The sequence below is a fragment of the Kribbella turkmenica genome (genome assembly GCF_004348725.1).
GTDB lineage: Bacteria > Actinomycetota > Actinomycetes > Propionibacteriales > Kribbellaceae > Kribbella > Kribbella turkmenica.
The window spans coordinates 17668-31847 of sequence record NZ_SMKR01000084.1 but is presented as its reverse complement, the minus strand read 5'-3'; the positions used below and the strand labels follow the sequence as shown (position 1 = coordinate 31847).

Below are 14180 nucleotides of genomic sequence, written 5' to 3'. Positions count from 1 at the left end.
AGCGTGGGACACGAAGGCCTCCGGTTGGTGAAGCGGTGAACTAGACAGCTCCACTTCACAACCGGAGGCCTTCACCTGTCAGCCCGACTCACCGCCGCCAAGCGGGGCAACCTCCCTGGACATCACACCTAGGCGGCGGCCACCCGCGCGATCAGGTCGTCCACAGCGGACAACGGTTCCGCCTGGTCCGGCTCGAGGTTGTGGCGCTTGGTCAGCCAGGCCGGCTTGAGGTAGGTCATCCAGACGGTGCCGTCGTCGTCCGACCACACCAGGATCTTGGTCGGCAGATCCAGGGCGGCGAGCGGCGACGCGGTCATGGTGGCCACATCGACGGCGGGGTTGCCGAAGCCGAGCACCTTGGTGTCCCGCAACTCGGCGCCGGCCCGTTGGGCCTCGCCGCTGTGGTCGACCACGAAGTACACCGTCCCGCCGGCCTCGCGGATGGCCGCGCTCAGCCGTAGGACGGTCTCGGCGACGGTGACCGGACTGCGCTTGTGGACGACACCACTCGTCGGCCGCACTCCGGCCGGCCCTGACTTCTGGTCGGTGGTCATCTGGTACCTCCCATGAGCGGCTACTTCAGCCAGAGTCGATCAACGAACGCCCGGCGTACAGAGAACGGGCCAACCGATCAGTCTTCGGGATCACGATTGCCACCGGTCCCGCTGGTTACCGGACAAGCCGGCGAGAGGGAGGCGATCATGAGTTCCGACCGACCCGGTCCGGAGGACCAGCACCGCGAAGCCACACCGGACGAGGTGCCGGAGAACGACGAACGGCGTCCGCCGCGGCAGCAGGACGTCACCAGCGGCGACGAGGGGCAACCGGTCGAACCGCCCGACTGAACGGTCACCTCGCCGGCGCCGATTCGCGCTTCGCGGGCCGGCTGCGCCGTGGTGCCGCCGGTACTTCCTCGGCCTTGGCATCCTTCCGCTCAGGGCGCGGCGGCTCGTCCCGGACGGGCCCGCCGCCCAGACGTCTGTACTTCCACCGCCGCTCGTCGTAGTCGTAATAGGTGTCGATGCCGCCGACAGTTACCACGGGTACCTCCAACAGGCCGATATTCCTCCGTCCGCTGCTGGACGACGGCCGTCCGGTACCCGGATTCGCTCCGATCGACTCCGTCAACCCGGGCCAGCGCGTCCGATGAGGAATTTCCGGGCCGATTCGAGCATGCTTGGCCCAGCACTCCGGAGATGTGGGTGGTCGATTCCCTGTGTCTTCTGGAGTGTCCCGTAGTGCCGAACCAGCCGGACCTCTGGGTCGCTGCCGCGCTCGCCCAACTCACCCTGGAACTGCACGACGCCGACGGCAGCGTCGACCAGGTGGCGGCCGCCGTCGTCGAGTTCGCGGTCGACAGACTCGCCTGGCCGTTCGCCGGGCTCGTCCTGACCCGGCGAGCCGGCCGGGTCGGGCCGGTGGCACTGTCCGACCCGGCGATCGGCCCGCTCTGCCCGCTGCTGCTCACCGAGGGCAGCCCCCTGCTGATGGTCGCCCGCGGCAACGATCTGGTCGTCGTGGACTACGCGAAGGACGGCCAACCGGCCGCCCGAGGAGACCTCGGCCGCGCAACGCGCCGGCATCACAGCCGTCACCCACCTGCCCCTCAAGGTCGCGGCCGGCCAGGTCGGGGCCCTCAGCCTGTACGACACCGACGCCGGCCGGCTGGGCGTGGTCCCGCTGTCCGTCGCCACTCTCCTCGCCCAGCATGCGGCGGTGGCGATCGCGCAGGCGCGTCACCGCGAGTCGATGGCGAACGCCGTCGAGGCCCGCAAGCTCGTCGGCCAGGCGGTCGGGATCCTGATGCAGCGGTTCGACATCAGCGCCGACCTCGCCTTCCACGTCCTGAGCCGGCACTCGCAGCACAGCAACACCAAGCTGCGCCAGATCGCCGAGTACGTCGTCCAGCACCGCCGCCTGCCCAGCGCCGACTGATCGGGGCCGGTTCACCGGAGCGAGGGATCCGCGACCGGCACCCGCAGCACAAACTCGTTGTCTTGGCGTACACGCGGTGGCCGGAATGGATCGCCCGGGCCGTGCGGGCCTGGTCGATCCTGTACGGCGTACCACTGACGATCTGGGGCACGGTGGTCCTCACCGGCCTGGTGCGGCCGGCCGGTGATCCGTCCCCGTTCACCGCGACCGAACGGTCCTGGATGATCACGTTCGGCGGCCTCGCCTTCACCGGCCTCGGGGCGGCCCTGGCGATCGGCGCGAGGCCGTACCACCGCCGCGGCCGGCCGGTCCGCGCGCTCTCCCGGTGACCTTCGCCCGGCGTGCCAGGCGTCCTGAGGTGCCCCCACGACCTGGCTGTGGCTAGTATTGAGGGAGCACCGTACGTCGGCAGCGCCTCCAGCGACGCCGATCGCGCCGCGAAGGCTACGCCTCGAGCAGGAACTCACGGCCATCCACCAGTGGGCGTCGGGCCCATCCGGTGGCGGGTCCCGCCGCGTCCGCCTGTCGATCGCCCGCAGGTGACCGCCCTGGAGGACTCGGCAGGACGCCGCGTCGTCCGCGCGAGGTCGTGCGGTGCCGCGTTCCGCCACGGCAGACCCTGCCGTGGCAGTCCAGAGGAGGACTCTTTGGCCCAGCGAGGCCGGCGTCGGTCCGACGCTCCCCGTACTGCCGCTCCCCGGCGTCGCCGTCGTCCCCGCGACGTCGAGGTCGAAGGTCTGATGCCGGTGCTCGCCCGCGCCGTCCGCGAGGTCGAGGGCGCGGTCGAGCGATCGGCCGTCCGCCCGTCGGTCCGCACGAAGTTCCAGGTCATCGCCCTGCTGGTGCGCGAGGAGCGCGCCCGGGTGAACTCGGACCAGAGCTACACCGACACCCAGCGGGCCGAGCAGCTCCGGCGCCTTGACGGGATCGCGACGATCCTCGCCAAGACCGCGGCACTCGAACCCTCGCTGCTCGCACTGCTCGCCGAGGACGCCGTCGTCTCCGAGGCCGCCGCCGCGCTCAAGCGTCAGATGCTGACGGCCGCCGGCGTCGAGGTGGCCGAGGAGGAGCCGCCGGCCGAAGAGCCGTCGACGCCCGCCGCGCCGGCAGCCCGCCAGGTAGTCCCGCAGTCGGTCATCCAGCGACAGCTCGCCAACCCGTTCCTCGCGCCGGACTTCAGCGCGGCCGCACCCGCCAAGGTCCAGCCCCGGCGGCTGGCCGGCTGGGAGCTGATCAGCCCGCTGCTGAAGTCCTTCGAGTACGCCACCGCCTCGGCGACCAAATCACTGCCGAGGCCGACCTCCTTCCGGACCGCGGCGAGTCTCGACCTGATGCCGCACCAGGCGCAGCTGATCGCCGCCGCGGCGGCCGGTCACCGGACCTTCCTGCTGGCCGACGAGCCCGGTCTGGGCAAGACCGCGCAGGCCCTGCTCGCCGCTCAGGCCGCGGACGCGTACCCGCTGCTCGCCGTCGTCCCGAACGTCGTGAAGACCAACTGGGCCCGTGAGGCCGGTCTGTGGACGCCGCGCAAGAAGGCAACCGTGATTCACGGCGACGGCGCGACGATCGACGGGTTCGCCGACATCGTCGTGGTGAACTACGAGGTGCTCGACCGGCACGTCGGCTGGCTCGGCGCCCTGGGTTTCCGCGGCATGGTCGTGGACGAGGCGCACTTCATCAAGAACAAGAAGTCACAGCGCTCGCGCAACGTGCTGCGGCTGGCCGAGCGGATCCGCGGCCGGACCCCGCGCCCGCTGCTGATGGCCCTCACGGGTACGCCGCTGATCAACGACATCGAGGACTTCACCGCGATCTGGGAGTTCCTCGGCTGGATCGACGAAACCGGTCCGCGGGCGGAGCTGATGCAGTCGCTCGAGGAGACCGGCCTGACGCCGGCGGATCCCGGCTTCTACGCGGCCGCCCGGGCCCGGGTGATCGACCTGGGCATCGTCCGCCGCCGCAAGGTCGACGTGGCCGCCGACATCCCCGCCCGCCGGATCGCCGATCTACCGGTCGAGCTGGACGACGCCGTCGGCCGCTCCATCCGGGACGCCGAGCGCGAGCTCACCAACCGGCTGGTCGCGCGCTACCGGAGCGCGCTCGCGACCCGGACGTCAGGCGAGGTCGTGGACGGGATCGACCACGAGCTCGTCCGCCGGGTGGCCGGCTGGGAGCGGGCCGACCCGGACACCGCGAAGTCCGGCGAGAACGTGTTCAGCCTGGTCCGCCGGATCGGCCGGGCGAAGGCGGGCCTGGCCGCCGACTACGCCGCGCAGCTCGCGCACAACGTCGGCAAGGTGGTGTTCTTCGCCCGGCACATCGAGGTGATGGACGCGGCCGAGAACCTGTTCACCGAGCGCGGCATCGCCTTTTCCTCGATCCGCGGCGACCAGACGCCGAAGAGCCGGCAGAAGAACATCGACGCGTTCGTGAACGACCCGGAGGTGTCGATCGCGGTCTGCTCGCTGCTGACCGCCGGCGTGGGCCTGAACCTGCAGGTCGCGTCGAACGTCGTCCTGGCCGAGCTGTCCTGGACGAACGCCGAGCAGACGCAGGCGATCGACCGGGTGCACCGCATCGGCCAGGAGGAGCCGGTGACGGCGTGGCGGATCATCGCCGCGCAGACCGTCGACACCAGGATCGCCGACCTGATCGACGCCAAGGCCGGACTGGCGGCGAAGGCGCTCGACGGTTCCGACGACGAGATCGCGGCCTCCGCGGACCTGCAGCTCGAGGCGCTCGTCGCGCTGCTGACCAACGCGCTGGAAACCACCGGGTGATCGCGCGGTAAGCGCTATCCTCGACAGGGTGATCTACGAGCTGAACCACGTCGGCGGGCCGGCCGGTGATCTCGACGCGAGCCTGGAGTTCTACGCCGGGCTGGGCGCCGAGGTGGTCGACCGGTTGTTCATGACCGGCAGCCGCGTCCATCGGGTGCATCTCCAGCTCGCGACCGGCCTGGTCGAGCTCCTGCACAGTGAGGAGCCCGCGCCGGACGCAACCTTCGGTCTCGACCACGTCGGTTTCATGACCGACGAGCTGGACGCCGACTACGCCCGGCTGATCGGCCTCGGGTACGCCGAGCTGACACCCCCGAGAGTTGCCGGCAGCGGACAAGGCCGGCTCGCGTTCCTCTCCGACCCGAACGGCGTCCGGATCGAACTCCTGCAACGCACGGAGGAGTTCCGCGTCCCGCCGATCAGGTCGGGGCCCGTACGACGCCTCGCCTTCATCGCGCTGCCCGCGCCCGACTTCGAGGCGGCCGCCGAGTTCTACGGCACCCACCTTCGTCTGAACCGCGACCCGTCGGACCACAGCGTCTTCCGGATCGGCGACGACGCCGTCAAGCTGCTCGAGTCCCCGCCGGCTGCGACCACCCCGGTCAACCACCTCGGCCTGGCGACAACGACAGCCCGGCCGGACGCCCACGACCCCGACGGCAACCGCCTGACCTTCGTGCCGTCACAGTGAGCACGACCGCCGCCGCGGCCAGGTGGATCAGGCCTTGGCGCACCTCGTGCCCGAAGCTCGCGTACGCCAGATAGGACGCCAACGGTACGGCGAGCCACTCGATGCGGCCCGCGAGCACGGCGAGCGCAATGAGTGGCAGGCCGTACCAGGGGTAGGTCGGCGTGGTCAGCAGCAGCGCGGCGCCGTACAGCCAGCAGCACGTGACCGCGATCGGCTCCTGCTGGTGCCGACGGATCGCGAGCATGGCGACGGCGATCGCCAGGACCGCGGTGGCGACCTGGCGCGCGTCCGCGGGCAGGACCAGTGCGAGGATCGCCGAGCGCGAGCTGCCGTCGGCGAACCCCTCCTGGCCGAGGTAGCCGGGAAGGAATCCGAGTACCAAGGTGCCGACGGCAAGCACGTGCGGGACGTAGGTCGCGGCGAAGGTGCCGACGGCAACGAGTGGCGTGGTCGCGCCGCGTCGCCGTACCGAGGTGAAGGCGGGCAGGAGCAGCAGGGGCAGCAACTTGACGCTCGCGGCCACGCCGAGCAGGAGGCCGGTGATCACCGGCGAACGACGGGCCGCGGTGACGACCGCCGCTACGACCAGGCCGGCGGCGAGCACGTCGACATGGGCGGCACTACCCGCTTCGAGCGCGACGACCGGAGACCAGGCCCAGAGGACGGCCCAGCGAGGATCGCGGTTGCGGCGGCGTAGCTCCGTGGCGAGCAACGCGGTCACGCCGACGGCGAGCGCGGCCGCCACCAGTTGGAGGCCGAACGTTCCGGCCGACCAGGGCGTGAAGAAGGCGACAGCGGTGAAGTATGCCTGGGCGACCGGTGGATAGATGGTCGGCACGCGCGCCCTGTTGATCCGGGTCCGGGAGTCGTCGGCCGACAGTGCGGCCAACGCGGCGGGATCACGGGGAACTCGCGGAGGTCCGGTGACCCCGGAGCTGTCCTGCGGGGAGAGCCCCGGGAACAGAACCGGATCGCGCAGCCTCGCCAGCGCGTCGTCGAGCGGCACGTGTGCGTACGGCGAAGTCCCGGACAACTGCACGCGACCGTCCCAGACATACCGGTAGGCATCCGTACTCGTGATGGGCGCCGCCGTCAGCCCCGGCACCTGACACACGGCGGCGACACCCACGATCCCGAGCACCGTCCGGCGCCCCATCGGCCTCCGCGTCATCCCCCAGGCGACCCCGAGCACCACGAGCGTCCCGACCACCAGCGTGAGGTTCGGCCACCAGTCGGCCGCGGCCGCCGCGATGGCGGCTGTGCACACCGCCGCACCGATGACCCCGCCGGCCAGGAGCGGCACCGACCGCCTCCGGGTCGTGACCGCGGCCGTCCGAAGTTCCGTCATCGGACCGTGCTGACGACCGGACCGGTCCGGACGAGCTCGGCCGCCCGGCGGAAGGTCAGGAAGGCTCGGTCGCCGGTGCGCCAGTCCTCGGTGGCGAGGAGACCGGCGGCCCGCGCGTCGCGGATGACCGCCCGGCCGCCCACTCTTGCCCAGGGCAACGGCCTCGACCGGCGCCCGTTCGGGCTGCGCAGGACGATCTCGCCGGTATCGTCCAGGCTGTCATCCGGATCGACCTCGACCAGCACCACCCCGTTCGGCCGGACCAGCTCGGCGCAGCGTTGCAACAGCACGCCCGGTGCTCCTCCGATTCCGATGTTCCCGTCCATCAGCAGCACGCTCCCCCACCGCCCCTCGCCGGGCAGCGGCTCCTGCACCGCCCGGCGCAGCGCCGCCGCGCCCCGGTCGGTCGTCAGCCGTACGGCGTGCGCGGAGATGTCCACGCCGAGCGCCGCGATCCCCTGCTCGGCGAGCGCCGTCACGATCCGGCCGGGTCCGCAGCCGATGTCCAGCACCGGCCCCTCACACCGACTCAGGGCGATCCGGTCGACCGCGTCGGCCGGCGCCCGCCAGCGATCCACCTCCGACAACTCCGGAACAGTCCGGCCATCGGTGCCAGTGACAACGACCCGTCCACCGTCGAGTGCCTTCTCGAAGAGCACGGCCGGGTGTGCCGTGTGCTGCAGCCGGCGATGCAGCCGCGACATCCTCAGGTCCGGGAAGCTCGCCGCGATCGCCGCCGCATCCGCCGGGGTGTCCATGTCGCGAAGCGCCGGCAGCAGTTTCACCCGGTAGCCGAGCAGTTCCAGCCTCGTCAACTGATCGGCACCGGTGTGCGCCGTCGACATCGGTACGCCGGCCAGCGCACGCCGATCGGGCCCACGCAGGCCGAGGCACCAGTAGCCGCCGTCCTCGGTCAGGCCGAGCACAGCGTCGTAACCCGACCAGTCGCACCCGAGCAGATCCGAGGTCACCTGCGGGGTGTCCATGCCGACGAGCAGCATCGGCGTCCCGGCGTACGCGTCCTCGAAGGCGGCGGCCAGCCGCTCGTCGAGTCCGTCGCCGCGCTGGGCCACCACCGCGAACCCGTCCGGCAGCCACGACCCGCCAGTTCCGTCGAGCGCGAGAACGTACCGCCCTGCGGGTGTCTTCCGGACCGCGGCGAGGGTGTCGGCCAGTGACGCCCGGGCCAGCGCGGCCGCCTCGCGCGGGGTGAACTCCGTCTGCAGGCGGGTCTTCACCCGGCCGGGAACCGGCTCCTTCGCGATCACGATCAGCGTGCCCGCGTTCATGCGGACAACACCTTGGTCATGTCCTTCACCGCCCGGACGGCGCCGAGCGGTGTACCGGTGACCTTCGAGCGCCCTGACCGTGGCAGGTAATCGACGTCGGTCTCGGCGATCCGCCAGCCGGCGTCGGCGGCCTTCACCACGGTCTCCAACGGATAGCCCGACCGCCGGTCGGCCAGCCCGAGGTCCAGCAAGGCCTGCCGTCCGGCGGCGCGCATCGGCCCGAGGTCGTGCAGCCGGACACCGGTACGGCGGCGGATGCGGCGACTGAGTTCCGCGTTGGCCAACCGCAGATGCCACGGCCAGGCACCGCGGGAGACCGGCCGGCGCCGGCCCAGCATCAACTCGGCCCGGCCGGCCAGGACCGGAGCGGTGACCCGGACCAGTTGGCCAGGATCGAGCGACGCGTCCGCGTCCAGGAAGGCCACGACGCCGGCGGTCGCCGCCTCCAGGCCGGCGTGACAGGCGGCGCCGTACCCGCGCAGCTCGCACCGGATCACGGTGGCACCGAGCCCGGCGGCGATCTCGGCCGAATCGTCGGTCGAACCGTTGTCCACGACAACGGCCCGGACGCCGTCCGGCAACCGGCCGAGCACCCACGGCAGAGCGGCCGCCTCGTTCAGGCACGGCAGGATCAGGTCGACCTCAGCATCAGCCACTCCTCGACCGTAGGGAAATCCTGTCGGCCGGTGGGCCCGCGCGCGACTACGGCTCGCTTACGTCGCCGGATCGGCTACGGCTTGCTTACGGCCGGGCCGTTGCCCGGCCGAGCGGGACCGGAACCGCCGCGAACGGTCCTACGCTCGTGACGTGGCGACTCGTGTGCTGGTGGTGGACGACGACCCGACCGTTTCGAACGTGGTCTCGGCGTACCTGACCAAGTCCGGGTACGAGGCCCGCATGGTCGCGGACGGCGTACGTGCGGTCGAGGTCTGGCAGCAGTGGAAACCCTCGGTCGTGGTCCTCGACGTGATGCTTCCCGGACTGTCCGGGCTGGAGGTGCTCCGCCGGATGCGGGCAGCCGACGACAGTGCCGCGGTGATCATGCTGTCCGCGCGCGGCGAGGAGGAGGACCGGCTCGTCGGGCTCGAGGTCGGTGCGGACGACTACGTGGTCAAGCCGTTCAGCCCGCGCGAGCTCGTGCTGCGCGTCCAGGCCATGCTCCGCCGCGAGGAGCGACTGGCCGGCCAGGACCTCACGCCGACGAAACTGACCGCCGGCCCGGTCACGGTCGACACCGCGGCCCGGATCGCCGCCCTGGACGGAGTGGAACTGTCGCTGACCCATCGGGAGTTCGACCTGCTCAGCTACTTCGTCGCCCATCCGGGCAAGGCGTACACCAAGACCGAGCTCCTGCGGCGCGTCTGGGGCTGGGACTTCGGCGACGCCTCCACGGTGACGGTGCACGTCCGGCGGTTGCGGGAGAAGATCGAGGACGACCCGTCCGATCCCCGGCTCGTGCTGACGGTTCCGCGGACCGGCTACCGCTTCGTGGGTGAGGCCGGATGAACCGGGACACGGTCACGATCCTCGGGCTGACGGCGCTCTGGACGCTGATCGTCGCCGCGGCGGGGGCGCTGGTGCTGTGGAAGTGCCGGCGCAGGTCGCTGCGGATCACGATGATCGTGGTCGCGGTCGCGCCGATGGTGGCCGCGCTGGCCGCCGTCCTGCAGAGCGTGCGGGCGATGTTCATCTCCGCGCACGACTCGCTCGTCGTGCTGTGGACACTCGCGTTCTCCGCGCTGCTCGGGCTGGCGATGTCGGTCGTGCTCGCGCACTGGATCAGTACCGGCTCCCGTGACGTCGGCCGCCGGCTGCGCCATCTCGGCACCTCGTACGACGCTCCGGCGTCTGCCTCGACCCCGACGGTTCCGGCCGAGCTGGCGGCGCTGACGGACGAGCTGGAGGCGACCCGGGTGAAGCTCGCCGCCTCACATCTGCGGGAGAAGGCGCTCGAGGAGAGCCGGCGCGAACTGGTTGCGTTCCTGTCCCACGACCTCCGTACGCCGCTCGCCGGGTTGCGGGCGGTGTCCGAGGGCCTCGAGGACGGCGTGGTCGACGACGTACCCGGTGCGCTCCGGCAGATGCGGACGACCGTGGACCGGATGACCGGGCTGGTCGACGACCTCTTCGAGCTGTCCCGGCTGGCGGCCGCGCCGCCACCGCGCCGGCGGACGGCGGTCAGCCTGCGGGAGCTGGCCGAGGACGTCGCCGGCGAGACCTGCGAGCACGCTCGGGCCGAGGGCGTCCTGCTGACGGTGTCGACCCCCGGCGACGACGACCGGCTCGCGGTGCACGGTGACGCCGACGAGCTGACCCGCGCGGTGACGAACCTGGTCGACAACGCCATCCGGCACACCGAGCCGGGTGGTGCCGTCAACCTGACCGTCGACCGCGAGTCCGACGGCCGCGTCCGGCTCGCGGTGACTGATGGCTGCGGCGGAATCCCGGACCAGGACCTGGAGCGGGTCTTCGACGTCGGCTGGCGTGGTGACGCCCAGCGCACCCCCGCCAATGGCCGAGGCGGTCTCGGGCTCGCCATCGCCCGGGGCGTGGTCGAGTCTCACCACGGCAGCATCGCGGTCGCCGGGGTTCCCGGCGGTTGCACCTTCGAGATCGACCTACCCGCCGGCTGAGCCGGCCAGCTCGGCGACACCGGTGGACAGGTCGTACGCCGGCTTCCAGCCGAGCTCGGCCTTGATCCGGTCGGAGCTGGCAGTGATGTGCCGGACGTCGCCCAGGCGGAAGCGACCGGTGATCACCGGGTCCGGCCCGCCGTACGCGTGCGACAGCTCCGTCGCCAGGTCGGCGATGGTGTGGACGGTGCCGCTCCCGACGTTGTACGCCGCGAACTGCGGATGGTCGGCCGAGGCAGCCAGCGTCACCGCCGCCGCCACGTCGCGGACGTGGACGAAGTCGCGGCGCTGGCGGCCGTCCTCGAACACCTGCGGTGCTTCACCCCGCTCGAGCCAAGACCGGAAGAGCGCCGCCACACCCGCGTACGGCGTGTTCCGCGGCATGCCCGGCCCGTAGACGTTGTGGAACCGCAGGGCCACCACCCGGCCGCCGGTCTCCCGGGCCCACGAGGCCGCCAGGTGTTCGCCCGTCAGCTTGGACGCCGCATAAGCGTTGCGCGGATCGAGCCGGGCGTCCTCCTCGACCAGGCCCGGCCGGAGGAACGTCCCGCAGCGCGGGCACGGCGGTTCGAAGTGACCGGCTTCGAGGTCCCGGATTCGGCGAGGTCCCGGCGCGACGACGCCGTGCTCGGTGCATTCGTAGCGGCCCTCGCCGTACACGACCATCGAGCTCGCGTAGACCAGGTGGCCGACCTTCGCGTGCCCCACCTGCCGGAGCAGCACCGCGGTGCCGAGGCCGTTGCTGCCGACGTAGTCGTCGATGTCGTCGAGGTCCACGCCGAGCCCGACCTTCGCCGCCAGGTGGATCACCACGTCCACTCCGTCGAGCGCGGCCGCGACCGCCCCGGCGTCCCGGACGTCGGCCACGACCAGGTCGTCGAGGTCGGGGCGATGGCCGTGGACGTCGGGCCGCAGGGAGTCGAGCACCGTGACCTCGTGGCCCTCGGCAACGAGTTGGCTGTGCACGTGCCGGCCGATGAAGCCGGCGCCGCCGGTGAGCAGGACCTTCACCGGACGACCTCCGCCTGCGGGAGGTTCTCGGCCGCGGTGCCGTCCAGCGCGTGCCGGCAGGAGCAGTCGACGTCTGGCGCGGGCAGCGTCGCGATCACGTCGGCGAGCAGGACCTTGAGGCGTTCGATGCTGCGGCCGAACACCTCGAAGACCTCGGCCTGGGTGACGCCCTCCCCCGCGGCCACGCCGGCATCGTGGTCGGTCACCACGGCGATCGAGGTGTAGCAGAGCCCGAGCTCGCGGGCGATCGAGGCCTCGGGCGCGCCGGTCATGCCGACGACGGACCAGCCCTGGGCCGCGTGCCACCGGGACTCGGCCCGGGTCGAGAACCGCGGCCCGTTGATGACGACCATCGTGCCGTCCGGGACCACCTCCTCGTTGCCCACGGCAATCACCGTCCTCCGCCCGGCCGGGCAGTACGGGTCCGCGGGCGAGGTGTGCACCACGGGACGCGGTGGACCGTCGTACACGGTGTGCTCACGGCCCCAGGTCCGGTCGGCGAACTGGTCCGGTACGACGAACGTGCCGGGCACGAGCTCGGGACGCAACGAGCCGACCGCACACGGGCCGAGGACCTGCCGGACGCCGAGCGACTTCAGGGCCCACAGATTCGCGCGATAGTTCACCCGGTGGGGCGGGAACCGGTGGTCGGCGCCGTGCCTGGGGATGAACGCGACCGCACGCCCGGCGACCGCACCGACGACCGGATGCTCGCTGGGCGGGCCGAACGGCGTCTCCACCGTCACCTCGCGTGCGTCCTGCAGGAACGAGTAGAAACCTGAGCCACCGATCACACCGATCTCTGCCATGGCTCCGACCCTAGAAGCGCCGAGCTGTGCGCAGCCGCGACCCGGCCGATCCGTCAGCACGCCGTAACCGCTGGACGACCAGTGCGAGCACGCCCGCCAGCACGATCGTGGCCTCGAGCACCAACCAGTCGCGGAGGTAGTCACGGGGCAGGACGGTCGGGTTGATCCCCTTGCCCTGGCGGAGCAGCAGCGGGGTCGCGATCAGGGTGGTGATGCCGACGTACAACAGCATCGTGCGCACGATCGCCCTCGTGTGGCCGGTCAGCCGGCGGGTCAGCAGCCAGCCGGCCCCGATCGTCAGTGGCACCAGGAAGAAGTCGTCCACCACCACGGCGCCGCCCAGCCAGAGCGGCAGCCGGATCAACTGGTCCGCGCTCAGGTTCCCCAGCAACAACCACAGCCCCCACAGGCCGACCACGATCCCGCAGGCGGCCAACGCCGTACGTGCCCTGGTCATGGGGCCTCCCGGCCTGGACTGAGGAGCGCAGGGAGCGAAGCGACTGGAGCGACGAGGGAAGGCCGGGAGTCACGGCCCCACGACCCGCCGCGCCGGAGGCATGGCATCAGTACTGTCATGAGAGCACCTCGAGGTGGTCGACCCACTTGGTTTGCAGGACACCGGGCCGATTGGGGGCGATGATGCGGGCGGGGAAGCCGTGGTCGAGGTCCAGGTCGGTGCCGTTGAGCCGGAGCGCGAGCAGGGTGAGCGGATCGGCGGCGAACTGCGGCGGCAGCTCGCTGGTCGCGTAGAAACCGTCGTTCTCCATCGAGACGACGCGGACCCGGGACGCATCCGGTGCACCGCACAACGCCAGCAGGTCGCGGATGCGGACGCCCTCCCAGCGAGCACCCTGGCTCCAGCCTTCGACACACGCGATCGGCAGGTCGGACCGGCTCTGCGGCAGCGCCCGCAACTCGTCCAGCGTGAACGTCAGTCGCTCAGGGCCACTGATCGTGAATCGCCAGTCTGCACCGACCATACCGACGCCGGCGTCCCCGGCCGTCCGGTTCACCGGCAGTCCCTGCGGCCCGATCCCCGGTGTGCGTGGCGCCAGTACGGCGACCGGCCCGAGCGCAGGCACCGACTGCCCGACCGACGCGATCCCGACCAGCGCTCCGGCCCCCGCGACGGTCCGGAAGAGGCCACGCCTGCTCAGACCGCCCGTTTCCGGCACAGGTGGCGGCGTCCTGCGCCAATGCGCGACGATCAGCGGCAGCTTGACGGCCAGGTGGACCAGGAGTGCGCCGACGATGATCCAGGCGAGGGCGTAGTGCGTCTGCCGGAACGGGAACGGCCACGGGTACCACTGCAGGGTGTTGAGGAAGCCGAGGAACAGTTCGAGGGCCAGTGCCGACACCAGCACCAGGATCGAGAGCCGCTCGAGAACCATCGCCACGGCCTGCCGGCTGGGCGGCCAGGGCGGCTTGGCGAACAGCTTCGGATACACGGTCCACAGCTTGGCCAGCAGCAGCGGCACCGCGACGATCCCACTCAGCACGTGCAGCCCTTGCGTCACCCGGTACAGCGACGCCGGCCTGCTCGGCAGGTAGACCCAGCCGGGCGCCGACTGCTGGAAGTGACTGAACAGCCCGGTGAGGAAGCACACCACCACCGCAACCCCGAGCCAACGTCCGAGCACGATCATCACCCGCGGGTGATGCAAAGGAGACGAGAACGCTCCCA

The 14180-nt window shown here is 71.5% G+C and carries 17 protein-coding genes; 7 read left to right on the top strand and 10 right to left on the bottom strand.

Annotation, left to right across the window (positions count from 1 at the left end):
- Positions 1-128 precede the first annotated feature (128 nt).
- Positions 129-554, bottom strand: a complete 426-nt coding sequence (locus E1218_RS19840; RefSeq protein WP_132322289.1) for a DUF302 domain-containing protein — start codon at positions 552-554, stop codon at positions 129-131.
- A gap of 147 nt (positions 555-701) precedes the next feature.
- Between E1218_RS19840 and E1218_RS36170 the strand changes: the two genes are divergently transcribed.
- Positions 702-845 (top strand): hypothetical protein, encoded by a 144-nt coding sequence (locus E1218_RS36170; protein ID WP_165949343.1) that lies wholly within the window; start codon positions 702-704, stop codon positions 843-845.
- A 4-nt stretch (positions 846-849) separates the two neighbouring features.
- On the opposite strand, the gene E1218_RS19835 is transcribed toward E1218_RS36170, so the two are convergent.
- Both E1218_RS19835 and E1218_RS19830 read right to left on the bottom strand, forming a co-directional pair.
- Entirely contained in the window at positions 850-1041 is a 192-nt protein-coding gene (locus E1218_RS19835; protein WP_132322287.1) for a hypothetical protein, read from the bottom strand.
- A gap of 83 nt (positions 1042-1124) precedes the next feature.
- On the bottom strand, positions 1125-1694 hold the full coding sequence (locus E1218_RS19830; protein ID WP_132322285.1) for a hypothetical protein: 570 nt from the start codon (positions 1692-1694) through the stop codon (positions 1125-1127).
- 22 nt (positions 1695-1716) lie between these two features.
- Between E1218_RS19830 and E1218_RS19825 the strand changes: the two genes are divergently transcribed.
- From E1218_RS19825 to E1218_RS19810, 4 genes are all read left to right on the top strand, one after another.
- Positions 1717-1935 carry an ANTAR domain-containing protein gene (locus E1218_RS19825; RefSeq protein ID WP_132322283.1) on the top strand — a complete coding sequence of 73 codons (219 nt, stop codon included), beginning with the start codon at positions 1717-1719 and terminating at the stop codon, positions 1933-1935.
- A gap of 62 nt (positions 1936-1997) precedes the next feature.
- Positions 1998-2264 (top strand): hypothetical protein, encoded by a 267-nt coding sequence (locus E1218_RS19820; RefSeq protein WP_132322281.1) that lies wholly within the window; start codon positions 1998-2000, stop codon positions 2262-2264.
- 318 nt (positions 2265-2582) lie between these two features.
- Positions 2583-4715 carry a DEAD/DEAH box helicase gene (locus E1218_RS19815; protein ID WP_132322279.1) on the top strand — a complete coding sequence of 711 codons (2133 nt, stop codon included), beginning with the start codon at positions 2583-2585 and terminating at the stop codon, positions 4713-4715.
- 28 nt (positions 4716-4743) lie between these two features.
- A complete protein-coding gene (locus E1218_RS19810) occupies positions 4744-5406 on the top strand; it encodes a VOC family protein (protein WP_165949342.1) in 663 nt (220 codons plus the stop codon).
- Here E1218_RS19810 and E1218_RS19805 read toward each other — a convergent pair.
- The 3 genes from E1218_RS19805 to E1218_RS19795 are packed head-to-tail and all read right to left on the bottom strand — an operon-like array spanning position 5318 to position 8699.
- Positions 5318-6754 (bottom strand): glycosyltransferase 87 family protein, encoded by a 1437-nt coding sequence (locus tag E1218_RS19805; protein WP_132322275.1) that lies wholly within the window; start codon positions 6752-6754, stop codon positions 5318-5320. The two genes, E1218_RS19810 and E1218_RS19805, sit on opposite strands and share 89 nt — an antisense overlap.
- A complete protein-coding gene (locus E1218_RS36665; protein WP_202866102.1) occupies positions 6751-8043 on the bottom strand; it encodes a DUF2064 domain-containing protein in 1293 nt (430 codons plus the stop codon). The genes E1218_RS19805 and E1218_RS36665 overlap by 4 nt, the downstream gene beginning before the upstream one ends.
- On the bottom strand, positions 8040-8699 hold the full coding sequence (locus tag E1218_RS19795) for a glycosyltransferase family 2 protein (protein ID WP_132322273.1): 660 nt from the start codon (positions 8697-8699) through the stop codon (positions 8040-8042). Before E1218_RS19795 ends, E1218_RS36665 begins: the two co-directional genes overlap by 4 nt.
- 151 nt (positions 8700-8850) lie before the next feature.
- On the opposite strand from E1218_RS19795, the gene E1218_RS19790 reads away from it, so the two are divergent.
- A complete protein-coding gene (locus E1218_RS19790; RefSeq protein WP_132322271.1) occupies positions 8851-9549 on the top strand; it encodes a response regulator transcription factor in 699 nt (232 codons plus the stop codon).
- Positions 9546-10676 (top strand): sensor histidine kinase, encoded by a 1131-nt coding sequence (locus tag E1218_RS19785; protein WP_132322269.1) that lies wholly within the window; start codon positions 9546-9548, stop codon positions 10674-10676. The genes E1218_RS19790 and E1218_RS19785 overlap by 4 nt, the downstream gene beginning before the upstream one ends.
- Here the strand turns inward: E1218_RS19785 and E1218_RS19780 are convergent.
- The 4 genes from E1218_RS19780 to E1218_RS19765 form a co-directional block, all read right to left on the bottom strand.
- Positions 10662-11687 carry an NAD-dependent epimerase/dehydratase family protein gene (locus E1218_RS19780; protein WP_132322267.1) on the bottom strand — a complete coding sequence of 342 codons (1026 nt, stop codon included), beginning with the start codon at positions 11685-11687 and terminating at the stop codon, positions 10662-10664. The two genes, E1218_RS19785 and E1218_RS19780, sit on opposite strands and share 15 nt — an antisense overlap.
- Positions 11684-12496, bottom strand: a complete 813-nt coding sequence (locus E1218_RS19775) for an S-methyl-5'-thioadenosine phosphorylase (protein WP_132322265.1) — start codon at positions 12494-12496, stop codon at positions 11684-11686. The genes E1218_RS19780 and E1218_RS19775 overlap by 4 nt, the downstream gene beginning before the upstream one ends.
- A gap of 10 nt (positions 12497-12506) precedes the next feature.
- Positions 12507-12953 carry a hypothetical protein gene (locus tag E1218_RS19770; protein WP_132322263.1) on the bottom strand — a complete coding sequence of 149 codons (447 nt, stop codon included), beginning with the start codon at positions 12951-12953 and terminating at the stop codon, positions 12507-12509.
- Positions 12954-13068: 115 nt separating this feature from the next.
- Positions 13069-14142 (bottom strand): molybdopterin-dependent oxidoreductase, encoded by a 1074-nt coding sequence (locus tag E1218_RS19765; protein WP_233712334.1) that lies wholly within the window; start codon positions 14140-14142, stop codon positions 13069-13071.
- Positions 14143-14180: the final 38 nt, after the last annotated feature.